The organism is Streptomyces sp. NBC_00286 (assembly GCF_036173125.1).
GTDB lineage: Bacteria > Actinomycetota > Actinomycetes > Streptomycetales > Streptomycetaceae > Streptomyces.
In genome coordinates this window covers 6,386,227-6,410,635 of record NZ_CP108054.1, presented here as the reverse complement: position 1 = coordinate 6,410,635, position 24,409 = coordinate 6,386,227, and the positions used below count along the sequence as shown (strand labels likewise).

Below are 24,409 nucleotides of genomic sequence, written 5' to 3'. Positions count from 1 at the left end.
CCGGACTGCCGAGCGTCGCCGTCACACTCGCCACCGCCGGAGGCGCTACGCGTCCTTGAGCTCCTGCCGCTGCCGCCCCAGCCCCTCGATCTCCAGCTCCACCACGTCGCCGGCCCGTAGGAACGGCTTCGGCTCGGGCTGGCCGAGGGCGACCCCCGCCGGCGTACCCGTGTTGATGATGTCGCCCGGGTAGAGGGTCATGAACTGGCTTACGTAACGCACCACTTCGGCAACCGGAAAGATCTGGTCGGACGTGTTGCCGTCCTGCTTCAGCTCGCCGTTGACCCACAGCTTCAGGGACAGCTGCTGCGGGTCCGGCACCTCGTCCGACGTCACGAGCCACGGCCCGAGCGGGTTGAACGTCTCGCAGTTCTTGCCCTTGTCCCAGGTGCCGCCGCGCTCGATCTGGAAGGCGCGCTCGGAGACGTCGTGCGCCACCGCGTACCCGGCGACATGCGCGAGCGCCTCCTCGTGCGAGCCGAGATAGCGCGCCGTACGCCCGATGACGATCGCCAGCTCGACCTCCCAGTCGGTCTTCTCGGAGCCGCGCGGCACGAGCACGGTGTCGTACGGCCCGACGACCGTGTCCGCGGCCTTGAAGAAGATGACCGGCTCGGCGGGCGGCTCGGCGCCGGTCTCGGTGGCGTGGTCGTGGTAGTTGAGGCCGATGCAGACGACCTTGCCGATCCGGGCGAGCGGCGGCCCGACCCGCAGCCCCGCCGCGTCCAGGGCGGGCAGCTCCCCCGCCTCGGCCGCGCTCCGGATCCGCCCGAGCGCCGCGTCGTCGGCGAGCAACGCCCCGTCGATGTCCGCGACGATGCCCGACAGGTCCCGTAGAACCCCCTCGGCATCGAGCAGCGCGGGCCGCTCCGCCCCAGCCGTACCGACTCGCAGCAGCTTCATGATCCCCATCTCTCTGCACCACGTGCACAACCATCGGAGGTCTGGTCGATCCTCCAAGCTGTACGTCCACTCCGCAAGCCCCGGTTCAGCACGTGGACCTTCACCCGGTGGCAGCCGCCAACGGCGAGGCCCCCGGCATGTCCCGGTACAGCACAGCCCGCTCGACCGCACTCCACGTCGTACTGGTCACCACGTACAACGCGGCGGCCAACGGCACGAAGGCGACCGTGAACAGCGTCATGAACGACATCAGCGGCATGAACTTCAGCACGGCCCCCATCCCCGGCACCTGCTGCTGCTCACCGCTCCCCGCGGCCGCCACTCCGGTCATCGCGCCCATCTGCCGCTTCGTACGCCGGTAGTTGAAGGTGGCGACGACGGTGACGACGGCGAACAGCCCGAGATAGACGAGCCCGTGCGCCCCGAACACCCCGCCCTCCCCCAACGCATCCATCCACCGTCCGCCGAGCGGCGCCGCGAACAGCTTGTGCGCGAGCAGGGAGTTCGCCTCGCCGCCGATCGTCGAGTTCGAGAACAGGTGGTAGAGCAGAAAGAAGGCCGGCAACTGGAACAGACTCGGCAGACAGCCCGACAGCGGCGAGACCTTCTCCTTCGCGTGCAACTCCAGTACGGCCTTCTGCAGCTTCTCCGGGTTCTTCCCGTACTTCTTCCGCAGCGCGGCGATCTGCGGCTGCAGCTTGGCCCGCTCCCGCTGCCCGCGCGCCGCGGCCCGGGAGAGAGGGTGCACGAGGAGTCGTACGAACGCGGTGAACAGAACGATCGCCGCAGCCGCCGCGGACGCCTGGAACAACGGCTCGAGGAGATCGGCCAGCCCTTCGACGAGGCCGGCGAAAACGGACATGAAAGCGGACAGGAGATCGGACATGGGTGAGCCCTCCGGGGGTCTCGTCGTACCGGGAGATGAGAGATCGAGGATCTAAAGGTCCTGGGATCTGGATCTACGTCGGCATGACGGCCCGAGGGGAGGGCTGCTGCGGACTACTGCTTCTGTTTCCGAGTGCCCCTACGCGGCCGTCAGGAGAAGACGGCCGGGTGCTCGTGGACGCGTACGCCCCCGAGCGTCGGGATCACGTTGCGGCAGGAACGCCGTACGCCGCTCACGGTCGCGGATGGCCGTACGCACCCGGGTGGGCGGCACGGCGGGCGCGAGCCGAGCGGCGATGAGTGAACAGGCGGCCAGCGCGGACCCGGCCGCGGCGGTCGCCGCGAAGGCGACGGCACCGACGAGGCTGCCGGAGTCGAGGACCGCCACCTCGACGAGGAGAAGGAAGAGGAAGGCGAGCGGCCGCAACCTGGCGGCGACGGGCGTACCACCCATCAGCTGTCCTCCCTTCCTCATATCGTCAACCGTGTTGACTCATCCTAACGGGGCCGCATGGAGGCGAGCTTCCCCCAGACCACGAGGCGGTACTTGGAGGTGTACTCCGGGGTGCAGGTGGTGAGGGTGAGGTAGTAGCCGGGGTCGGAGTACCCGTACCGCGGGTGTACGAGGCTGCGGGGGACGTCGCGGATGACGCCGCCGTCGCGCGGGGCGGTCTGCGGGATCGTCCGGTCGACGACGTACGTATATCCGGCCGCCCGCGTCTCGACCTCGATCCGGTCCCCTTCCCGCAGCCGGTTGATGTACCGGAACGGCTCGCCGTGCGTGTTCCGATGCCCCGCGAGCGCGAAGTTCCCGGCCTGGCCGGGCTGAGCGGTGTCCGGGTAGTGGCCGGCGTACCCCTTGTTGAGAACGTTCGGCTTGCTGATCCCTTCCGCGACCGGGATGCGAAGCCCGAGCCGGGGGATGGTGAGGATGGCGTACGCCTGATCCCAGCGGGGTTGCCGGGCGGGGGTGGCGGGACTGGCCGGCGACCCGGACCGCTGACCGGACCGCGAAGACCCGCCCGCACCGCTCGTACTACTCGTACCGCCTGTACTGCTCGTGCCGCCTGTACTGCTCGTGCCGCCGGAACCGCCCCCGCTCACGGACGGGCTGCCGCCCTCCCCCTGACTCCCCTCCCACTCCCTCTCCAACGCCTGGACCTCCCGCTCGGCGCCCTCCCGGGCCTGCCGATTGGTCCACCACAGCTGATGGACGACGAGGAGCATGAGGACGACGCCGAGGGTTACGAGGATCTCGGCAGCGTTCCAGAGAACGCGCGCGCCGAGCGCACGCCGCCGCAGACTCCGCCGACTGGTGACGGGAACCCGCATACACACGCCTCCTGCCCCGGCTTCCTGCCCTCCCATCGCGGGCGCACGATAGGGGCTACCCCCGCAACTCACCAGGGGAACGGCAGTACGGTGTCCCCCATGCGCCCCGACACGCCTGCCGAGTACGTCGACCACAACGCCGAAGCGGCACGCCTGGAGCGGACCGCCGGCCTCTACCCCGAGGACGCCGAGCACCTGCTGCTGCAGGCCGCGGCCCACCTCGAACTGGCCGACGACCGCTCCCGAGCCAGCACCCTCTACGACCGCCTGCTCTCCACCCCCGACTCCCTGGAGAACCCCCTCCTGGTACGCGCCCTGAAGGCGGCCAACCTCTGGGAGTACGGCCACGAGGCGGAGGCCAGAGCGATCATCGAGGGCGTCCGCGCCGCGTCCCCCCGCGACCCGGCCCCCTGGGTGATCATCGCGGAGGCCCTGGAGGCCCACGACGAGCTGGAAGCAGCGCAGGAGACGTTCACGGAAGGCGCCACCCTCCTCCTGACAGACGTAACGGACCCCCCGTACGCCACCCACCCCCTGCTCTTCGGCCGCCACCGAGTCCGCCGCATGCTGGGCATGCCCCACGACCACTGGGACACCCGAGCGGACACCCTCCACAAGGCCCCGGTCTCCTTGGATGAACTCCACGACCCGAAACGGGTCTGGTCCCTGGGCTCGGACAACCCGGCGGAACTCCAGGCAGAGATCGCCCGCCTCCAGTCGGAACTCACGACGGCAAGGGAAGCCCTCTCCCGCCCCTTCCCGGTGGCCATACTCCACTGGCCGGCCGACGAACTGGCCGAACTGCTCGCCGCGTACCCGTCGTTGGAGCCGGAGTACCCGTCGCATGAGGAGCACCTGGCGACGATAGAGACGTCGCTGAGGGAGCTGGCAGCCTCCGGGACCGGGAACTTGGGCATCGTGCCGGGGACGGTGCCGTCGTACGAGGCGTTCGCAGCCTCGGAGCTGGCTTCGCCCGCGGACGCGTCACTGCTGCCGCAGTATGCGACGACGCTGGCTGCGCGGGGGCGGGCGGTGGCTTGGCCGCCGGAGCGGGGTGGGGCTTGTTGGTGCGGGTCGGGGCGGGCGTACGAGGGGTGTCATGGGGGTGGCGCCTGACGGATTGGCGGCGCAATCACAGCTCTCTTGCCCCCTGAACAGGAATTTCCGACTGCCGACGGCTACGCGGCGGCACCGCGAAGGCGGCAGGGCCGGTGAGACGCGGGGCGCGGCAAGCGCGTCCCGCCCATCAAGCGCCCTGCTTGGCGGCCAACCCGCCACTGATCTTGGGCAGTTGATGGCACGGGCGGCCCAAGGTCAGAACAGACTGGCACACATGCCGACATAATTGACAAAGCTTCCCATTTACGCCAAAACACATTGGAGGGGCGGGATTTATCTCCCCTCTTCAGGGTTCAACCGCCCCTATGTCCAACCTTTGCAGTACGGTCACGCTTATCACTGAGCTAGCGGCCGTCACTCTTTGTGCAGGCCCCGACCTGTACACATGAGGAAGCGATGCCCTACGAGTCCGGCACCGTCTGGCAGTACGACGTCCCCACGACCGGCAGCACCCACCTGCCCCCGGACGCCGGTTACGCCAAAGCCCTGACCAATCAGGGCTACGGCTTTGAAGTCGCTGTCGCTGACCTGATTGACAACTCGATCGACGCGGGCGCTGACGAAATCGTCGTGCATTTCCTGCGCGATGCCGACCGGATTCTCACCCTGCTGATCATCGACAACGGCAGGGGTATGGACGATTCGCACCTGGACGCTGCGATGACCGTGGGCCGACGCCGCGAGTATGGCGAGAGCGCTCTTGGCCTGTACGGCACGGGATTGAAGGCTGCATCCCTGTCCCACGCTTCCTCGCTGACTGTGGTCAGCCGTACGAAACGCAGTCGTGCCGCGGGCCGACGTCTCACCGCGGAGGGCATCGAAGACGGTTTCCGCTGCGACACCGTCGATCCGCTCTATGCACAGGTCCTCGTTGACCGGTACGACGGCATCATTGAGTGGCACGGCACGGTCGTGCGCTGGGACCGAGTGCGCGCCTTCGAAACGGTCACACGAGGCCAAAGTGACCTTTTTCTATCGAAGGCGATCTCTCGCCTAGAGACGCATCTCGGCCTCTACTTGCACCGCTTTCTGCAGCGCGGCCTCAAGGTCGACATAGCCGTGTGGGATGTGAGCAGCGGCAAGGGCGAACTCGGCGAGGAAGTTGATCACATCGCTGTCGAGGCCCTGGATCCCTTCGGGTACAAAGTGCCAGGCAAAGCGGGCTACCCCCGGAAGTTCACCACACCCGTGGAAGGCCTGGGAGACATTCAACTGACCGCCCATATCTGGCCCGCCAAGTCCAAGCGAGCAGGCTTCCGTCAGATCGGCGCTCTCGCCGACCGGCAAGGTTTCTACTTCTACCGGAATGACCGTCTCGTCCAAGCAGGTGGGTGGAACGGCCTGCGCAATCCCGAGAGCCACCTCGTTCTGGCCCGTGTTGCTGTCGATCTTCCCTCGCGCGAGAACAGCGTGCTGAGCCTCGATGTGAAGAAGGAGACCGTCACCGTCACTCCAGCCTTCACCCTAGGCGTCGAGAAGGCGGTGGATCCGGACGGGCACACCTTTCATTCCTTTCTCAACGATGCGGAGACCGCCTACAGAGATGGGGCGAAGCGCACCGAGATCATCCGCAAGTCCGTCACTCCCCCAGGTAAGGGCCTGGACCCGAAGATCAAGCGGGTCATCAAGGAGGAACTTCCTGAGAAGCCGGGCGAGGAGCCGATCGCGTTCACCTGGGGCTCGCTGCCTAATGGCCGGTTCTTTGACCTGGACCGCGAGAACAACACCATCCTCCTGAACCAGGCGTTCCGTGAAGATTTCAACGACGGCAAGCGGGGAGGGTCCAATGACGCTCCGGTGACAAAGACCCTGCTGTACCTGCTTCTTGAGGACTGCTTCGGACTCGGGCGCTGGGAACGTGCTCGCCAGGACCGCCTTGACTACTGGAACACGATCCTCCTGGCATCGGTGGGAGCCCAGCGCGAGCGGCGTGAACGGTCCGCCTCCTGACCTCTGCACCCACTGGCTTCTTCACCCCGACCCTCTTCCTGTTCGAGGACACCGCATGAGCAACGCCCCTTTCGACCCGCTCCTGGAGATCCATACCTCCGCGCTGGCGGGCATGGGCAGTATCCCCAAGCACTTCGAGCGCTGGGCCGCACTCGCAGCCGATGAGGACTACCCGGACGCAGACCTGAGCGAGGAGCGTTTCCGAGCGTGCCTCATCAGTGGCGACGAGGCGCTAATTGCTCTCTGGAGTCGTCACCTCACAGCCTGGGACTTCGCTGAAGAGCCTCAGTGGGCACTCGACGTATCAGCGCGCACTGAAGAGCGACGGACAGCGGTCTACGACCGGCTCCGATTCGGAAATGACCTGCGCAAGACTTTGGATGCCGCTGTTCCCGTGGCGAAGGTGCCAGGCGCAACAGTGATCACGCGCGAGTTCACCCGCTGGTACACCCCGGAACGGGCAGCCGCTCGTTCCTTCTACTGGACGTCGTACGAACAGAAGCTCCGCGCCAAAAGCTGGCCGGAAGCAGCGATCGCAAGTCTGCACGAGGCAAGCCGTGCGGTCGTCGAGCGTCTCACCGATCCGGAGCAACCGTCGGCCCGCCAGGCAAAGGGACTGGTCGTCGGCTACGTCCAGTCCGGCAAGACAGCGAACTTCACCGGTGTCGCAGCAAAGGCAATCGATGCCGGGTACCGCCTCGTCATCGTGCTCGGTGGCACGCTCAACCTGCTGCGCGCACAGACCCAGCGTCGTCTCGATATGGAATTGATCGGCCAGGAGAACATCCTGCGCGGCGCAGACCTGACGGACTTGGACTCCCTCGTCGGCGTGGACTACGTAGACGACGATGGCGACTGGCCCGAGTTCGTAAGCCACGGAGGTCGGCCCTCCACTCTCGGAGCCTTCGACATTGAGCGCCTGACAACCCGCGACAACGACTACAAGAGCCTTGCGCAGGGCATCCGGGCCCTCGAGTTCGAGAAGCGTGAACCGACCCGCCCGCTTCATGACCCAGCGAATATCCACCACGCCGCGGCTCGTGTCCTGGTCGTGAAGAAGAACAAGTCCGTCCTCACCAAGCTCGTCAAGGACCTCAAGCAGATCCGTGGGCTTCTTGGGGAGCTGCCTGCCCTGATCATCGACGACGAGTCCGACCAGGCATCCGTGAACACTCTGGATCCGAAGAAGTGGGAGCGCGGCAGTACCGAGCGCACGACCATCAACGGTCTGATATCCCAGCTCCTCAAACTTCTTCCGCGAGCGCAGTACGTCGGTTACACAGCAACTCCCTTCGCCAATGTCTTCGTTGACCCGGGTGATGACGAGGACATCTTCCCCAGCGACTTCCTGATCTCTCTCCCGCGCCCCACCGGATACATGGGTATCCAGGACTTCCACGACCTGAACTCGCCGATAGCGCTGGGCGAGCGCACGTACTCCAACTCCCAGGAAAAGACGCACGTCAGGGGAATTTACGAGTCCACTGGTGATCGACTCCAAGAAGCGATGGACGCCTTCGTCCTGTCTGGTGCCCTGAAGCTGTACAGGGCTGACCATGGAGTACCGGATGGCCCATTGCGTCACCACACGATGCTCGCTCATCAGTCGGTACGCACGGACGACCACGCCGAACTCGCGCTGCGCGTCAACACCATGTGGCACGAGGCGGGTTACAACTCCACGACAGGCCACGAGCGTCTCGCAGACCTGTGGGCAAGGGACTTCGCGCCGGTGAGTGAGACACGCGCAGCCGATCTCCCGGCTCCGACGTCCTATGACGAGCTCCGCTCTTACGTGCATCGAGCTCGGCAGCGCATCGGCGCGGGCGGCCAGCCGGTCATCGTCGTGAATGGGGACAGCGACCGCTATTTTGCCCAGCTCGACCTGGACTTCGACCGCACTCCGCACGTATGGAAGATTCTGGTCGGCGGTACGAAGCTCTCTCGTGGCTTCACCGTCGAGGGTCTCACCATCACCTACTACCGCCGCACCACACAGCAGGCCGACACCTTGATGCAGATGGGCCGCTGGTTCGGATTCCGGCCCGGATACCGGGACTTGGTGCGCCTCTACATCGGGCGCGAGGAACCGTTCGGGCGAGACAAGACGGCAGATCTGTACGAGGCTTACGAAGCGATCTGCCGGGACGAGGAAACCTTCCGTGAGCAGCTCGCCCAGTACGCCACGATGGTCGACGGAGAACCGCAGATAACGCCCATGCAGGTACCTCCCCTGGTGGCACAGCACTTGCCGTGGATCAAACCCTCGGCGCGCAACAAGATGTTCAACGCAGAACTCGTGGAGATCCGGTCACCGGGGCGTCCGATCGAGCCCGCTTCGTATCCGATGAACAGCGTGGCACTCAAGCGGAACACCGAGCGCTGGCGACCACTGCTGGATGCGTTCAGCACGGCACCGACGTCCTTCACCAACCCACCCGACAGTTCCAGCTCGCTGACGCGCACCTTCGAGGCCCTGACCGGCGTGGTCTCTCACCGAGACCTGGTGGGTGTGCTGTCTCAACTGGAGTGGGAGCGTCCCGGACACTTCGGGCCCCATTTGACCTACCTCAGCCAGCTTGACGGCTCGCTGGCCAAAGTGGACGACTGGCTTCTCATCTCACCGCGGCTCGCATCGAACAGCCGCGTAGAAGCCAGCATCCTTGGCTCCATCCCGCTCTCCCTCGTCCGCCGAAGCCGACAGAACGGCAAGACTTCCTTCGGCCGCATCGCCAGTGTTGAGCACCGCATGGCGGCGCAGCGACTCATTGATGGGGCCGGTACGCCAGCAGGCACTCGTTCCGGGCAACGCACTGGAATCGAGCGTACAAGGGGAGTTGTCTTGCTCTACCCAGTGGTGGAAGGCGACAGCCACCGCAAGGTGCAAGACGTCGTCCGCAACGGGTCCGCCGACCCGTCGAAGATCGTGATGGCCTTCACCCTCATCCCGCCGGCCTCAGCCATCAATGCGGACCGCCGCCTGGTGCGCTTCCGTGCCAAGGACTCGCGCCACCGTAACGAGGCCACTATTCCGGCTAGTTCACCCTGAGCAGCTGTTGTCGTACCGAACCCCAGGTCGGCGTTTTCGCTGGTAAGGAGTAGGGGTGGCGATTCCGTGAGAGTAGTGGTCTGTTGTGCCACCGCTTCTTGGGAGGTCATGGATGCCGTCGATCGTGGGGTTGCCGGAACAGCGCGAGCTCGTTGCCCGTCGTCGGGTGGACGAACTGAGGGAGGAAGCCGGTGCTGGCGGAGATGTTGTTGCCGTCGGCCATGTCGACAAGCCGCTGGTCGTGGCGGAGGCCAACCAGGACGATGACCGCGATCCGGCCAGCGGACAGCTTCCGCCACCGCGACCTGATCTTCCTGAGGAGGGCGCGGATCAGCCGGGTGACGGTGGAGAGGGTGGCCGTGGACAGCGGACTTGGCAGACAGGGGCCCTCGGTGGAGTTCAGATTCTTTCACATACAACCCCAACTCCAGCCGGAGGCAAACTAGTTACGCCACAATCACCAGGTTCCGTATCTCGTGCCCACAGCACGGTGATGAACCGCCCAGTCAGGGTCTTGTGCAGCCAGCCCCGGTCGGCCAGCCGATTCAGCCGACTCCGCATCATCTTACGGAACCGCGGCTCGACACTGATCCCGAGCAGTCGGCACACGTCCTGAGCCGACGTGACCTGACGGCTGCCGAAGTGCACAGTCTGGCCAGCGCAACCATGCGGTGCTAGCAGTAGTCCAAAGGGTGAAGTCGCCTCAGGAAGTGGCAAGTCGCACTGCGTTCCCAAGATGACACATAATGTGAAGTTTATTGATAATTACGATCGGAAATCAGGCAATATATGGATTTCACGCCGTATGCGGCTTGGCAGCGGGCCTTGGAGGACGCCTTCTTCAGTCCCGACTGGGACGGTCATCCGGTCGTTATGTACGTGGACGACGGCGAGGCGGAGCAACTGCGAGAGCGTTTCAGCCTTGCGACGCCGCTTGCCGAGGCTGTGCGCGGGGTCGTTCTGCCTGGCGAGCCCAGGGCATATCGGGCCGTCGAGAGGTACGAGGCCTCGAAGCACGACAGCGTGGACCCGCCGGCCGTGCTGCCCTTGCTTGCATGTTCAGTGATCGCAGCCACCCGCATGGCCCACGATGGGAGCCGAAGAGCAAGTAATTACCACGGCCATTTCTCCGAGCTTCTCGCGGGCGAGGCAGGCGTGCTGACATCGGCCGACTATGTTCCGGTCGCGGAAATGTGGCAGCGGCTCGCTTCCTGGCAGCTCCAGTGGGGCGCATACCGGGGGCTGTGCACTATCCCGTCGCCCGGTGATGTGCCCCATAACCAGGCGCGAATCGGATACGCCTTGTCTCAGGCCGTTCTGCGCGGCAGCGACCGGCAACTGCTGCCGAAGTTCTTCGATGTCATGAGAACACGCAATGCTGCCACGTGGCCGCAGCCCGGAGCTGTGCTGGTCGAGGGTATCCGGCTCTGGGATCAGGTCGCCAAGTTTTCATCAGCCTTCCAGAACGCGCTCGGTCATCCTGAATTCCGGCCGCTCATCGAGCGACTGCTGGGTGGTCTGGCCAATGTGTGGGACGGTTCTGCGGAATACATCCGCCAGGGGACGCCGCGAGGGGAGCTCCTGGTGCGGTTCGAGAACAGGCGCCTGGGCTGGCTCGCCAGGTTCCCGCGCCCTGGAGCGGCCCAGTACCAGATGCCCCGCGATGTCGTGCTTCGGCAGTCGGGGCAGACGAACTACTACGCGGTCGATGGGCTGGAACTTCCCGAGGACCGGTCCCTGCGGGCGGGCGTGCAGCTTGTCGGAGACGGGGTTGCTGTGAGTCGCCCTGCCTCCTCCTTGGTCGTGCTGAGGCAGAACGAGTCGCTGGACTGCCGCACTAGCGTGGACCGGTTCGTGCCGGGAGAAGAGCACGTGATCCTGGCAGCACCGGAGGCAGCTCGAGACGTCGAGGCGGTTCTCGAAAGAGCAGCTTCACCCGACCGTGAGTGCAAGCCCCTTCGGCCATCGTGGCTGCCGCAGGGATGGAACCTCTACCGCCGTGTGGTCTTCGACGACGCCGTGACCCTCAAGGAGGCCATCCGCGATGTCAAGGGAGCAGTGCTTGCGGTACAGCCCGCTCCGCAGTTCAAGGCTTACCTGCACGGAGGGTTGCGCCTGGCACCCAAGCTCAGCACGCGGCTCTACCTGGTTGGGGGCGAGCCCGATCTCGTACTGCCCGACGGCGCATCGGGCGAAGCGGTGCTCGACGGACAGGCCCAGGACCCGCCCTTCCAGGCCAGGGGAGTGCCGATCCCGATATGGCCGCGAGGGCTTGGGCCGGGTGACCACGTCCTAGAGGCGGAGGGGAGTGCCCTCTCCTTTGCCACTGCCGACGGCGCCCCGGCCCTAGCGGAGCTGGACAAGCCTGTCGGGTTCTCCGTTGCTGGCGCTGAAGCCGCGGCGTTCGTGTCCCCCGAGGGAACTTCCGGCCTGGTGCGCGGAGCCGACCTGGGCACGGCCGGGGGCGGCGCGGCACCCCATGTGGTTCTGTGCCGCCGTCGGGCTGAGCGGACGGTCTTCGTCTCGTCGGACGGGCGGGCTTGGCGGATAGACGAACCCGACACCCCCGCCTGGTGGTTGAGACTTCCCCAGCCGCCGTCCGACTACCACTTCGAGATCGACGTCCGTGCTGGGGGCGGTTGGGTCCTCCAATTGCGGCAAGGCGAGTGGACCGTCGAACCGGCAACCCCGGAAGACCCCTCGTTCGCGCCCGGCCCTGAGTACCGTGCATGGGCCCAGGCGGTACTTGATGCAGCCGACGCAGGGACTGGGGAGCTGTGGGACGCCTTCGTGGAACTGGCCCGCGAGGTGGCGGAGTGCTGAGTATCGGAAATCTGCTCCTGCGGTGGGCCAGCGAGCTCGGAGGCGGCAAGATCGCTGACTTGAGGGCAGGCGTGCTCCGCACGGCCCGCAGCAGAGGGGTGTCAGTGCGCGAGGGTGCGGACGGCCGATGGCTGCGGGATGTCTCCGGACTCGGGCACTTGGACGTGGACTGGCGCCGGGGATTGTGGTCCGCGGCCCCTCCAGTCCTCACACGCGTGCCGTTCTCCGACGGCCTGGCCGTGATTGCCGGGCGCCGAACCGCTGCTTTCGACCAGGCGGTCGACGCAGCAACCGCAGAGTGGGCTGCGATCTTCTGGGCCGAAAACGAGGCTGCCGAAGGTGATGTCCCCGTACCGGACACGCTCTACCTGCAGTACGACGTACCAGAGGGCCTGCCCCACGACGCGGAGAGGCTCGGATGCACATACGTCCCCTGTGCGGCACTCCAAGCAATCTCGCTTCTCCCCGACCTGGTGGCAGGCCCTACGGCCGCTCCGCCAGGGGTCGGCAACACGCACACGGTAGAGCGGTACGACCTTGAGACACACGAATACGAACCCGCCAAGTCGTACAGCGAGGACGGCCTTTACCGATGGCGCAGCGCGGACTGGGCACGGCTTGTCCAGGTCCGGCGCGGTGGCCAGTTCCTCAGCACCGAGCACGAGTACGGCGTCTACCTGGAACATGAACGAATGGGCACCAGCGTGATGCGGTGGAGGCCCGAAGGAAGCACTGGGCGCCAGCGTGTAGGCCGTCTCGCAGTCGACTGGGGGGCGCCCCTGCCGCCTCTGCACGCTCGGGCAGCCGTCCTCTGCAGCGGCCTGCAACCTCGCTTCCACGAGCTGGCCAGGACAGTTCGCTACGACAATGTCCCCCTCGCGGCCGCCGAGAGGCTGGCCAAGTCTCTGCACCAGGAACTTGAGATCCAGAAGCCCGATGCGGTGCCAGGGAAGGCGGAGCGATGACTGATTCCACCGGAGAGGTACGGCGGCCCGAAGCCACGGACATCCTCGGCAGCTTCGAGGCGCTGCGGGGCACGCTCATGCGGTATTACGACACCCCGTTCGCTGTTGATGATCCCTCGGTCATGACCGAGCGGCGTGCGCTCCTGGACACGGATGGTGGGGCTTGGCGCGAGCCGCTCCTGGAACTGCGGCCGCAGTACGCCCCGAGCGGGGTCGCCGTCGCCGAGTCTTTCCGTGCCGCAGGTGCGCACCCCCAGGCGGCCGAATTCGCGCAGTCCGCCATTCCGATCGGTGTGGAGCAGCTCTACCAGCACCAGCACGATGCCCTCGTTGCCGCATGCCGCGACGGCCGCGACTTCGTCGTGACCGCCGGTACCGGTTCCGGCAAGACAGAGGCCTTTCTGCTGCCGATCATCGCGGACCTGGTCGCTGAGTCTGCCGGGTGGCGGGGCAGAGGCGGTGCCCAGGCAGCATGGTGGAGGGGGCGCGGCGGCTACGAGCCGAGCCGCAGCGGCGAGGACGGGCACGCGGCCGCTATGCGCGCGCTCGTCCTCTACCCGACCAACGCCTTGGCGGATGACCAACTGGTGCGCCTGCGCAGAGCACTGGATAGCGACGCCGCCCGAGACTGGCTGGACCAGAATCGGTCCGGCCACCGCTTCTACTTCGGCCGGTACACGGGTGCGACGCCGGTGTCTGGGAGTGCTGACTCATTGCCGGCCTTGGACCGGATGCGCACATACATGAAGGAGATGGAAGAGCGGGAACAGCGGATGGCTGGTCAGGTCCGCGACTTCATTCCGCGTGTCGGCGGCGCAGAAATGCACGCCCGCTGGGACATGCAGCATGCCGCGCCGGACGTCGTGGTCACCAATTACTCGATGCTCAACATCATGCTCCTGCGCCCGCAGGAAGCACCGATGTTCGAGGCCACCCGCCGCTGGCTGCACAGCACCCCCGAGGCGCGCTTCACTCTGGTCCTCGACGAACTGCACATGTACCGCGGAACCGCAGGAACCGAGGTCGCCTTCCTGCTCCGCAAGCTACGGCACCGGCTCGGACTTGACGGCGCGCCTGAGAAGTTCCGCGTGCTGGCTGCTTCCGCTTCTCTCAAAGCGGGCCGGGACGACGAGTTCCTGGAGTCGTTCTTTGCGTTGCCGCGGGGTCGGCACACCGTCGTGCCTGGAACCCTTCTGCTCCCCGAGCCCGGTCCGATCGACTTGACGCCCCATGCCCGGGATCTGGCCGCCGCGGCCGAGGGTGACCTCGCTCCCCACACAGCAGCACGTCTCCTGCGGACCGCCGGTGCAGGTGACGCACTGGCACTAGCCCTGGCGCCGGGCGGCAAGCCGCAGGCGCAGCCCTTGTCCCGCCTGGCCGCCCGACTCTTTCCGGGACTTCCGTCAGAGGGCGAGAAGGCAAACGCGCTGCATGGCGTGCTCCGCTCCCTCGGCTCCGCCTCGGACCCCGCACTGCCCAAGCTGCGCACTCACATGTTCTTCCGCAACATCGATGGCATCTGGGCCTGCTCCGACCCGGAGTGCCCCGATGTCCCCGTTGACAAGCACCCCCAGCGTCGAGTCGGACGGCTGTTCAGGGCACCCGCGTCCCGCTGCAGTTGCGGAGCCAGGGTCCTGGAGCTGCTGTACTGCCAGAACTGCGGCGACCTCATGCTGGGCGGCTTCACCAACCCCGCCCTGCTGGGCAAAGCTACCTTCCGGGGCTCGCTGCACACCGACTTCCCTGACTTCGACCAGCTGCCGGACGATGCAACGGGGACGGCGAGCGCTGGCAACTACATCGTGTACTGGCCGCGCAAGTCGGAACTCGGCCTGGAGAAGTCCGAGTGGACGGGTTCAGAGTCCAACCAGGGTGCAAAGGCCACGTTCCAGTTCAGGACGAGCCGCTACCACCCGGGTACAGGCCGACTTGCGAACGACAAGGCGGAGTACACCGGTTGGTCTTTCCACGTGGTCCCGGAGAAAGGCAAGGACGGAAGGCTGCCGCTCGACATCCGGGGTTTGAAGGCCTTTCCGACGCGCTGCCCGGCCTGTGGCGACGACTGGGAGATGAAGCGGGCCCGAGACCCCAAGACGGGCGCGATGAAGCCGATCGGCTTGGAGGATCCCGCACGCCTGCGGAGCGCCCCTGTACGCCGGATGCGGACGGGATTCGACAAGCTCAACCAAGTGCTCACTACCGAGGCGCTTGGCCACATGCCTGAAGACGAACGCAAGGTCATCGCCTTCTCCGACAGCCGCGACGACGCTGCTGAACTTGCCAGCGGCCTCTCCTTGCGCCACTACCAGGACCTCTTGCGGCTCATGGCAGCGAAGGTCGTCGAGAGTCAGGGCGACCCTTATGCGGACCTGCAGCTAGTCAAGGCCCACTACGCACGCCAGTCCGTCGACCGCGAGCAGATCAGGACTGCGCTGCAGCGGCTGCGCGACCGCCATCCCCGCGAACTGTCGGCGCTGCGCGACATCCTCAACGACGAGATCGATGCTGAGCCTGAGCGGCAGCCCGAACTGGAGTCAGTGCTCGGCGCCCTGCCCTCGCTCCAGGATCTCCGCTACGACCTGCGCGGACTCCTCCTCGACTACGGGGCCAATCCAGGCGGCCCGGCTGCCTCGCTCCAGGAGTACAAGGACATTCCGTGGACCGCGCTCTTCGACTGGGAGAGGGGCCGGGGCCTCAAGCCCGGGCTTACTGAGGAGCAAGAGGAGTACCTCAGACGCATCGACGGCAGCCTGGGGCGCGAGTTCGTCTTCGGACTATTCTCCGGCGCCGGCCGCGACTTCGAGTCGCTCGGACTCGGATGGCTCAGCCTCTCCGGCGACCGCTCCCCGGTCGAAATGCCGCCGGATTCTGATGCCGCGCTCGCCCGCGCCAGTCTGCGGATCCTCGGTCTCCTCCGGCGCTTCCATGAGCTGCGCGCTGCCTCCGAGACACCTCCGGCTCCCCTATTCCGCTTCTGGAAGCAGGTCGCGCAGCGCGATGGTGTCGACGTCGACACCATCAAGGGCCGTGTGCTGGTTGCTTGGGGACCGGCGGTCGCGCAGTACACCATCGACCCGTCCAGAGTCTCCCTCAGGCCAGGAGACGGACGCATCTGGACCTGCAGCAGCTGTCGGCGTCCGCATCTCCACCCGGGCGTGGGCCTCTGCACGAAGTGCCGGGCTGAACTGCCGAGCAGCCCAATGCAGTTCACGGGCGCCCTCAACGACGACTACTACGCGTGGAAGGCCCGGGCCAGTACAGGAGACTTCCCGCTTCGTGCCGCCGAGCTCACAGGGCAGACCGACCGCATCGACGCCCAGTCGCGCCAGGCCAGGTTCCAGAAGGCCTTCATCGGTGAGGACGACGTCCCGGTCGCCGACGGCATCGAGGTCCTCTCCGTGACGACGACGATGGAGGCTGGCGTCGACGTCGGCTCCCTCAACACGGTGCTGCTCGCCAACATGCCGCCCACCCGCTTCAACTACCAGCAGCGCGTAGGCCGGGCCGGCCGCCGCGACAGCCCCGCGGCCACGGCTCTGACCATCTGCCGGGGACGCAGCCACGACGAGCACTACTTCGCCAGGCCGGAAGAGATCACGAACGCCCCGACCCCGCCGCCGTACCTCGCCCTCGGCATGCGGTCGATCTTCGAGCGGGTGCTGCTCAGCGAAGTCCTGCGGCAGGCATTCGATGCGGTGGCCGCCGCACGGGGCAAGGGCGATCCCGGTCTCACCAAGAACGTCCACGGCCAATTCGGGCTTGCGGCTGACTGGCCAGTGCACCGAGAGGCGGTGCACCGCTGGGTGGACGGGCACCACGCGGATATCGAGTCGGCGGCTCGGGCACTCCAAGCCAGGACGCCGGAGTCCGTCGCGTCCATCGATCCGATCCTCTGCATCAAGGATCTCTTGGACCGGCTCGGCACCGAGGCTGCCTCGGGCATGGGGCACGTGGAGCTCAGCCAGCGGCTGGCTGAAACCGGGCTTCTGCCGATGTTCGGCTTCCCAACGCGCGTCCGCTACCTCTACACGGAGCGGCCTGAGCAGAACTTCCCGTGGCCTCCGCCCGGAGCGATCGACCGCAACCTGGCCGTGGCGCTGAGCAAGTTCGCGCCGGGATCCGAGACTCCGCGCGACGGACGCCTCTACCAGTCCATGGGAATCGCCTCCTTCAGGCCTGGACTCAAGCAGCCTTCGGCAGAGGAGGAGCCCTTCGGCTCAGAGATCTGGGTCGCTCTGTGCCGCCTGTGCGCACACATCCAGCAGCTTGAGGAACTTGAGGAAGGCGAAGACCTCAAGTCCTGCCCCGCGTGCGGGGCTTCGGGAAGCAACTACGCCGCGCTGCCCATACGCGAGCCTGCGGGCTTCCGTGCCGGAACACCGCGCGATTATGACGGCATTCGCGAATGGGGCCACGGCGGCGCCAGTTCCCGCACGGCAGCCGATCTTGAGAAGGACGCTCCCCGTGTGGAACGGAATGCTGACGACTGGCTGGTCGTCCACGCGGGAAGCGGCGACCGCTTCACGATCAACAGCAACAACGGCCGCCTCTACCGGTTCAAGAAGGTGCACGGCTCATGGGGCGGCTACCACGTAGTGGACAACCCGAAGGCGCAGGCCGACATGAAGACCGCGCTGGGGGCCACAGAGCACACCGACATGCTGTTCCTCGGAGCCCGGGCGCCCCTCGATCCGGACCGCGGTCTGCGGTTCGACATCTCCCTGTACGAGCAGCCGCACGGGTTCCGCGATGCCTACCACGGCCGACGAGCAGCCTGGTATTCGCTTGCCGCGCTCCTGCGCCGCGCCGCTGCCCCATTCCTCGATGTGCAATCTGAGGAGCTGCTGGCAGGCATCCACGGTTCGGCGACGGCATCCTCACCGGTGCTCGCCTACCTCGCCGATAGCCTCGAAAACGGCGCGGGATTCAGCACCCACCTCGGATCGCCCGACCACATTGAGGAGTTCCTCGACGCTGTTGACGGATACCTCGGAGGACTCAGCTCGGAGCATGCAACGGACTGCAACGGATCGTGCTACCGCTGTCTGCGCGACTACTCCAACATGCGGCTCCACCCGCTGCTCGACTGGAGGCTCGCCGGAGACCTGATCGGCGTCCTGCGCGGTCGGCCGCTCTCCGTGGACATCGCCGCGCACGGCAAACTGCTGGAGCGCTGGGCCGAGGACCGGACAGACCTCTACGCAGAAGTCCGAGAGAGCCCCTTCGGTCGTATTGCCATCGCCGAGGGCGAGTTCGCGGAGGAGCCTTTTGCGGTGGTGGTGAAGCACCCCCTGGAATCCGCTCAGTTGGAGGCCATGGCTCCGAGACTCGGAGAGTGCAGCGGCTTCATCACCGAGAGCGGCCTGGCCAAGCGGGTGGCCTTCGTCGATGCATATTGCTTGGACCGGACCCCTGCCGCAGTCACGAGTGACTTGGTGGAGTTCGCCGAGGAGGAGCTGTGACCGCTGGCCCGCTGTTCTCGCATCCCGCAGCCAAGGACCGCCCGGCTACCGCACCGACCCGAGAGGACTTGATCGAGCGCGAGCGACAGCGCCGACTCGCGCTGATCGCCGCGCGGGCGAACGAGGCGCCGATCGGAGCGGAGCGCTCGCATGCAGACGCCGACCCCAAGACGCTGGGCCCGGCAGAGGACGCCCCAGTGCGCGAGTCCGCCTCGCCTGTGTCTCAGTCGCCAGAGACGCCCATCCCGGACGGATTCGAATCCGAGTCGGCTTGGATAGCAGCGCAGCAAGCGGCCCGCGCGGTGGCCGTCGCAGCACGGGACGCTGGCCACCCTGCGCCGCGACTTGAAAGCCTTGCGTCCGACATCACGGCGGATCAACTGGCCAAAGATCTGGTCGCTGCCGTGCTACCCATGCCGCCGCTCACCGCTGTCCAGAGTCTCGTAGAGGCAAGGAGATCGCTGGACAGGCTTCTCCCACCGCGCCTTGCCGTACGAGCCCGCGCACTTCTGGAGGGCGGACTCGACCAGGCACCCACTGGGTACGGCAGCACGCCGGAAGACGGGAGCGATGAGACATGGCAGCTGTACGCGGACCACGTGCGCCTCGCCGGATATGTCCGGGTGCCCGTTGAGAACCAGCAGAGGCTCATGGACTCTCTGCCGCTCCCCGTTGTCGACGACCTCATCGACGACGGGCACCTTTCAGCCAGAGCAGTCCCGGACGATGGTGATCGCCGACTTTACCTCCAGGCCCGCCTCACACCGTCGCAGGTGGATATGGAGGGCGTGGGCGAACTTGGATGGACCGATGAGCAAGCCCGCCGGGAGTTCCGCTTCCGGCTCGCCTGCGGCGACATCGCCGTACTTGATGAAACACACGGGTTGACGGACGAGCAGCGCCGAATGGCAGCCGATCTGGCCCACGTGCGTTCAACCGGCCGGATCCCCTCCGATCTGTCCGCTCAGAAATGGCTGTGGCCTGCACTGGAGAGACTTGCCCCTCAAGCGCCGGTAAACCTGCGCCGTGACAAGGCATTCGGCAGCTGGTACGTCGTACGGCGCATGCACCGCTCTCTTCGTGCCGCGCACCGGGCAGAGCTGAGCAAGGACCACAAGCGGGCTGACTCGCTCTTCAAACACGCACGGAACGACGCGAACGCTCTGCGGGAGGTATGGACGGCTGGTGGCTGGGAGGCCAAGAACCTTATTGCCTACCTGCTGGTGCTCAACGGCTCCGGAGACGAAGCATACGAGCAGGCCTTGGAAATGATCAGTCCGGTGAGGCCGGGCTACGGGCTGCGCGAGGACCAACTGCCTGGAGCGGGGCGCGTCAATCTCGAGCGCAACCGCGAAGTGCTGCGCCAGTTGCAGCGCCATCGTGAAGGCGACCACGTTCTCAACCCCTACCTCGTTCTGGACGCACCAGACGGAGCGCCGACCGAGCTGTGGAAGGGCAAGTGGCGGACCCTGCGGCGGGCACTCGACGAGGATGGCGAGGCCATGGTCAATGAGGCCAAGGACGCCATTCAGATGCGAGAGCGGGGCCAAGCTCCCGTCGAGCCGTTCCTTCTTCCCTTGATGCCGCAGAAGTGGGCCAACCCTGCAGTCGATGCGGCTCCGACCGGGGCCGGAGCGCCACCGATACCGCGCCGTACAGCCCCGCCGACGCAGCAGGAGCAGGACTACGCTCGCGACCAGGCTGCTTGGGGCATCGTCCGCGCCGCCTGCCAAAATGTAGGGCTTCCAGCCGCGGCCGAGAACTGCCCGCCCCTCCCTCCAGAGAGCAGCAGCCAGTGAAGAACAAGTCCCACGGCGGCAGCGGATCCGGCGCGCACAAACGCCGAGCGGGGCAGCCGCCCCCCAAGAGCCGAAAGGATCGAGCCGGCGGCGCACCTGCTTCTGCAGTCGATCCCTCGCGTGCACGGCCGCCGCAGATCGTCATCGACATCGGTGAGGGGCATCCGCGCTGCGAAGCCGGCACCTTTGACGCTGCTGCGCTCCTAGCGTCAGTGCTGGCTTCTGTTGTACCTAGGATTACTGAGGGACTGCGCGCCATCGAGGATGAGTTGGCCAAGGGAGAAGACGGCCCTGAGGCGCTCGCCCAGACCATCAGAACGGTTGGTCGCCAGATCTCAGAGGGCGTCAGGGCGGGCGTCGTCGACGGTATGAGGTCTCGGGACCGCCACCTGGCCCAGTTGGCTGTGATCGACCGTGCCGCAGCACACGCCGGCACACTCGCGCAGCTCCAGGAACGCATCGATAAGGAACTGGCACTCGCAGGATTGCGGCGGATTTCGGACCTCTCCGATCTGTCGACGTTCAACCTGGCGGACGGGACCGGCATGCCCGCCCCCACCCCTTCGGACGGCGACGTGTTCGAGCTGGTCAGCCCCGCATACGCTGATGCCGAAACCGGGCGGACGCTCGAGCGCGGGTGGATTCGCCCCCTGCGGAGCGGGCAGTCTGCTGCACCAGCAGGAAAGCGCCATGGGTCTGCCTCACGCAAGTACAAGGACCGACGCAGCGGCTCAGTAGACGCTGACACACCGCCGGCTGACGATGAGGCGCAAATGCAGCCTGAGCACGATCAAATGCAAGACAACGCCACGGTCGTGAAGCTCCTGCGCGAAGAACAGAGTCTCGAAGACCAAGACAGCCTCGACAATGAGGCTCCCTCCGCGCACTCGGAGCCCGCGGGTACGACAAGGCAGCCGACCGAAGAGGCCGCTGCACAAGATGCCGATGTGCTCGCTGATAGCACGAGTCGAGCAGACGCCCCCGAACCTGCAGGACACCGCCACAAACCGGTGTCGGCAGAGGCAGCTGAGGACTCCGTCGGCCCCTCGGTTGCCCCCGCTAACGACCGCAAGACATCTCGCCGCAGCGCGGCACGGGTGCCGGGATCCGTCGGCAGCGTCTCCATTCCCCGGCGTCTGCAGGCGCAGCAGACGCCGGGCAAGATTTCCGACAAAGACAACCAGTCGCCTCGGAGGACGAGTTGACATTCGGTATCGACTTCGGCACGAGTAACTCGGTTGTCGCTCATTCCGACGGCGTGAACACCGAGACCGTGCCCATAGACAATGACAGCATCCCTGCTCAGTGGCGTCAGCCGGAGTTCGAGGAGCTGTTCCCCTCAGTCCTCGCCGTCCGGGACCTTCAGCGCACCCTGTGTTTCGGCTGGGCGGCCAAGACAGCGCCAGGCGAGCCCGTGGACGCGGTCAAGCGCATGCTCGGTACCCGCTCCGCTGGTGCGGAACAGGTGGACCCAGGAGCGCCTCTCTTGGAGGAGCATCACGTTTGGCTGGGCGGCGAGCCCTTCCGCAGCACGGCTGCCGCCGCGTCGCTCTTCGCCCAGATGAAGACAGCCGCGCAGCGCAGTTTCCTCGACCTCCGCGAAGCCGTCGTTACCGTGCCCGCGAACGCCACCGGAGGCGCGCGGTACAGGACCCGTGCCGCGGCGCGGTTGGCCGGCATCAAGGTCAAGGCTCTCCTCAACGAGCCCACGGCCGCGGCCGTCTCGTACGCCAATGACATCGACATCCCCGGACGCTTCCTGATCTTCGACTGGGGCGGCGGCACCATCGATGTCACCGTCCTGCACTACGACGGCAAGTACTTCGAGGAGCTGTCTTCGCGGGGCATCGCGGCGCTCGGAGGCTTGGAGTTCGATGAAGCGCTGGCCCGGATCTTCTTGGGAAAGCTCGGCCAGGTGCCTGAGCAGTTGAGCACCGAAGAGCGCAACCGCTGGCGCCGCGACGTGGAGCTCACGAAGATCGCCCTCTCACGTACCGACGCGGCCGAGGTGCCCTTCGACCTCCCGGCCCTGGGAAGGACATTGACCGTGTCGAGGGAGGAGTACCTCGCGGCCGTTTCACCGCTGATCGAGCGCGCGATGGAACCCTTGGAGCAGTGCCTCGACGACACTGGGATTGCTCCCGACGGCATCGATACCGTGCTCATGATCGGCGGTACGTCGCAGATTCCGGAGGCTCGGGAGTCTGTGGGCCGCATCCTGGGTGCCGATCGGATCGTCCCAGCGGCGCTGTGCCACCCCATGACGGCAGTCGCACGAGGCGCGGCGATCTACTCAGCAGCCCTCGACGACCCTGACCAGCGCGACCGCTTCAGCCTCGTTACCAACTACGATCTCGGCACTGCTTTCGATGCCGGCCCCCGCAAGGGCTTCCAGCCCATCATCCGCCGAAACCGCACCCTGATCGCGAGGGGTGAGCGGCGCTTTACCCCCTCGCGACCGAATGCGATCTCCGTCAACGTGGAGATCATTGAGGGCGAAGCGGGCTACCTAGCGGACAGCGACCGGGCCTTTCCGCTCTCCTGTCTGGAAGTCCGGCTCCCGAAGCCGGAGCGCGACCCTGAACGCAACGCAGTCCTCGTGCAGTTCCGCTACGACCACAGTGGCATCCTCGGGGTGAAGGTGACCCATGAGGCCACCAAACGGCTTCTGTTCGACAGCGAGATCGACTCGTTCGGAAAGGACGGGACCCCGCTCCAGGCCGGTCTCGACGGTGAGCTGGTGCGGCTCCTCTCGCACACCGACGTGCCCTTCCTGGACGTGGGGGTCCTCACAAATGATGGGGACGTGGGACGGGGAGTCCAAGTAGGCGAAACGCCACCGGCTCCGTCGCCCGATCTGGACTCGGATCTTTCGGTGAACGGCGTGGCACAGCAGCGTCTGTGAACTTGTGCATGACGGCATATCCCCCAGGTTGAACGTCACGTAATTCCCCGAGGGCTGGCCTGATAGGGACTCCGCCGATTGATCACCCTCGGACTCACTCGCACCAACCACCACCTGACACCTCGCCCCTGCCACCGCATAACGAAAGGGGCCGCCCGGCCTCCGGCCGGACAGCCCCGCAACAAGTTTTTCAGCAGCCTTCTAGACGGCTAGATCCAGCGGCAGGTCACTAATATCACGGAGGCGTTTACCAGCGACCAAGGTGTGAAGCATGCTGATCGCCTCGTCGTTGTCGGTTTCGTTGACTGCTCCGATTAGTTCCGGAAGAGCGAAATGGTAAACCGTGTCGATGTCGCCGGTTCCCAGGGCTAGGGATGCCAGCCTGGAAGGCGAGGGCTCCCCGGTGACGACCACGATATGCGGGGTTCGTCCTTTCCGGTTCCGGATCACATTCAAGGCCTCCGAGCGTGCATTCTGGGCGCGGTCGCTGCGCAAGGTCCACTTACATGAAACTATAGCGTGCACGATGGGTCGCTCCTGATTAGCCATCCTAATGACAGCGTATTGGCCAGAGGTCGCGTCTACTAGATCGTGATCGCGATTGATCGTCTCGTCTGACTCGGGCTTTCGCAGTATCAGAATATCAGGACTGATTTCGTATGAGTTTCCCAGCACGGAAGCGAGAGTCCGGTCGTTCTTAATAGCACTCGCTAGGTCAGCCAGATGAGTGTAGGGTTCGTACTTGGAGATTTGATACTCGGCACGCGACCCGCCGACATTCTCGATGGCCCAATCACCCGGGCGGAGAGACTGAAAGAAGGAGAATGTCTCTGCCAGGAACTCCTCCACGGCCTCCTCGAACTGTTTTCCAGCTCGCTGCCCCTTGAGTTTCGCTGTAATAGTCTGGGCGGAGAGATCCTGTGCGATCCGCAATGCGATGGATACACTCGTCCTTTGACTGCTATCGGCATTTGAAGCCACATTGTCAGGTGACAGTGAAAGGGTGTGCTTTTCTACGAGATTCTTGTGAAAATTATTCCTGGCCACGGTAAGCGCTGCTGTCACGCGAGAAACACTCCTGACTTGTTTTTAAGGTACCGCAGAGCGTTTTCTGCAGGTAGGTGATGGGGTCAGCTCACTCGCAATCCAGAGCGATATTCATTCTGAGGGACCGCACGAACCAACGGAAGGTTCTTGGGCATCCTCATCTTCCGCGC

At 65.8% G+C, this 24,409-nt stretch carries 14 protein-coding genes; 9 read left to right on the top strand and 5 right to left on the bottom strand.

What is annotated here, in order from left to right; all coding sequences use genetic code 11:
* Positions 1–45 precede the first annotated feature (45 nt).
* The 4 genes from OHT21_RS29585 to OHT21_RS29570 all read right to left on the bottom strand — a co-directional run bounded on the left by OHT21_RS29585 (position 46) and on the right by OHT21_RS29570 (position 3,120).
* Positions 46–903, bottom strand: a complete 858-nt coding sequence (locus OHT21_RS29585) for a fumarylacetoacetate hydrolase family protein (RefSeq protein WP_328771327.1) — start codon at positions 901–903, stop codon at positions 46–48.
* A 100-nt stretch (positions 904–1,003) separates the two neighbouring features.
* Positions 1,004–1,777 (bottom strand): YidC/Oxa1 family membrane protein insertase, encoded by a 774-nt coding sequence (locus tag OHT21_RS29580; protein ID WP_328774268.1) that lies wholly within the window; start codon positions 1,775–1,777, stop codon positions 1,004–1,006.
* Between the two features lie 150 nt (positions 1,778–1,927).
* The gene (locus OHT21_RS29575; protein WP_328771326.1) at positions 1,928–2,242 is read right to left on the bottom strand and encodes a DUF6412 domain-containing protein; all 315 of its coding nucleotides are present in this window, start codon (positions 2,240–2,242) and stop codon (positions 1,928–1,930) included.
* A 44-nt stretch (positions 2,243–2,286) separates the two neighbouring features.
* Entirely contained in the window at positions 2,287–3,120 is an 834-nt protein-coding gene (locus OHT21_RS29570; protein WP_328771325.1) for a class E sortase, read from the bottom strand.
* A gap of 99 nt (positions 3,121–3,219) precedes the next feature.
* Here OHT21_RS29570 and OHT21_RS29565 point away from each other — a divergent pair, with 99 nt between their 5' ends.
* From OHT21_RS29565 to OHT21_RS29525, 9 genes are all read left to right on the top strand, one after another.
* Positions 3,220–4,236: a hypothetical protein gene (locus OHT21_RS29565; RefSeq protein WP_328771324.1), complete on the top strand. Its 1,017-nt coding sequence runs from the start codon at positions 3,220–3,222 to the stop codon at positions 4,234–4,236.
* A 399-nt stretch (positions 4,237–4,635) separates the two neighbouring features.
* Positions 4,636–6,189: an ATP-binding protein gene (locus tag OHT21_RS29560; protein ID WP_328771323.1), complete on the top strand. Its 1,554-nt coding sequence runs from the start codon at positions 4,636–4,638 to the stop codon at positions 6,187–6,189.
* A 55-nt stretch (positions 6,190–6,244) separates the two neighbouring features.
* The gene (locus tag OHT21_RS29555) at positions 6,245–9,238 is read left to right on the top strand and encodes a Z1 domain-containing protein (protein ID WP_443050444.1); all 2,994 of its coding nucleotides are present in this window, start codon (positions 6,245–6,247) and stop codon (positions 9,236–9,238) included.
* Between the two features lie 789 nt (positions 9,239–10,027).
* Positions 10,028–12,061 carry a hypothetical protein gene (locus OHT21_RS29550; RefSeq protein WP_328771322.1) on the top strand — a complete coding sequence of 678 codons (2,034 nt, stop codon included), beginning with the start codon at positions 10,028–10,030 and terminating at the stop codon, positions 12,059–12,061.
* Positions 12,055–13,026 (top strand): hypothetical protein, encoded by a 972-nt coding sequence (locus OHT21_RS29545; RefSeq protein WP_328771321.1) that lies wholly within the window; start codon positions 12,055–12,057, stop codon positions 13,024–13,026. Before OHT21_RS29550 ends, OHT21_RS29545 begins: the two co-directional genes overlap by 7 nt.
* Entirely contained in the window at positions 13,023–18,488 is a 5,466-nt protein-coding gene (locus OHT21_RS29540) for a DEAD/DEAH box helicase (protein WP_328771320.1), read from the top strand. Before OHT21_RS29545 ends, OHT21_RS29540 begins: the two co-directional genes overlap by 4 nt.
* The gene (locus OHT21_RS29535) at positions 18,485–20,287 is read left to right on the top strand and encodes a hypothetical protein (protein ID WP_328771319.1); all 1,803 of its coding nucleotides are present in this window, start codon (positions 18,485–18,487) and stop codon (positions 20,285–20,287) included. Before OHT21_RS29540 ends, OHT21_RS29535 begins: the two co-directional genes overlap by 4 nt.
* Complete coding sequence (locus OHT21_RS29530) at positions 20,284–21,492, top strand: hypothetical protein (protein WP_328771318.1); 1,209 nt, start codon at positions 20,284–20,286, stop codon at positions 21,490–21,492. Before OHT21_RS29535 ends, OHT21_RS29530 begins: the two co-directional genes overlap by 4 nt.
* Entirely contained in the window at positions 21,489–23,192 is a 1,704-nt protein-coding gene (locus OHT21_RS29525) for an Hsp70 family protein (protein WP_328771317.1), read from the top strand. The genes OHT21_RS29530 and OHT21_RS29525 overlap by 4 nt, the downstream gene beginning before the upstream one ends.
* A 201-nt stretch (positions 23,193–23,393) precedes the next feature.
* Here the strand turns inward: OHT21_RS29525 and OHT21_RS29520 are convergent, their stop codons facing one another.
* Positions 23,394–24,257 (bottom strand): NgoMIV family type II restriction endonuclease, encoded by an 864-nt coding sequence (locus OHT21_RS29520; protein WP_328771316.1) that lies wholly within the window; start codon positions 24,255–24,257, stop codon positions 23,394–23,396.
* Positions 24,258–24,409: the final 152 nt, after the last annotated feature.

What these genes read in the sequence shown, in the direction of transcription:
- OHT21_RS29540 (WP_328771320.1), top strand. Translation starts at nt 13,023, where the DNA reads ATGACTGATTCCACCGGAGAGGTACGGCGGCCCGAAGCCACGGACATC.
- OHT21_RS29565 (WP_328771324.1), top strand. Translation starts at nt 3,220, where the DNA reads ATGCGCCCCGACACGCCTGCCGAGTACGTCGACCACAACGCCGAAGCG.
- OHT21_RS29550 (WP_328771322.1), top strand. Translation starts at nt 10,028, where the DNA reads ATGGATTTCACGCCGTATGCGGCTTGGCAGCGGGCCTTGGAGGACGCC.
- OHT21_RS29555 (WP_443050444.1), top strand. Translation starts at nt 6,245, where the DNA reads ATGAGCAACGCCCCTTTCGACCCGCTCCTGGAGATCCATACCTCCGCG.
- OHT21_RS29585 (WP_328771327.1), bottom strand. Translation starts at nt 903, where the DNA reads ATGAAGCTGCTGCGAGTCGGTACGGCTGGGGCGGAGCGGCCCGCGCTG.
- OHT21_RS29575 (WP_328771326.1), bottom strand. Translation starts at nt 2,242, where the DNA reads ATGGGTGGTACGCCCGTCGCCGCCAGGTTGCGGCCGCTCGCCTTCCTC.
- OHT21_RS29570 (WP_328771325.1), bottom strand. Translation starts at nt 3,120, where the DNA reads ATGCGGGTTCCCGTCACCAGTCGGCGGAGTCTGCGGCGGCGTGCGCTC.
- OHT21_RS29560 (WP_328771323.1), top strand. Translation starts at nt 4,636, where the DNA reads ATGCCCTACGAGTCCGGCACCGTCTGGCAGTACGACGTCCCCACGACC.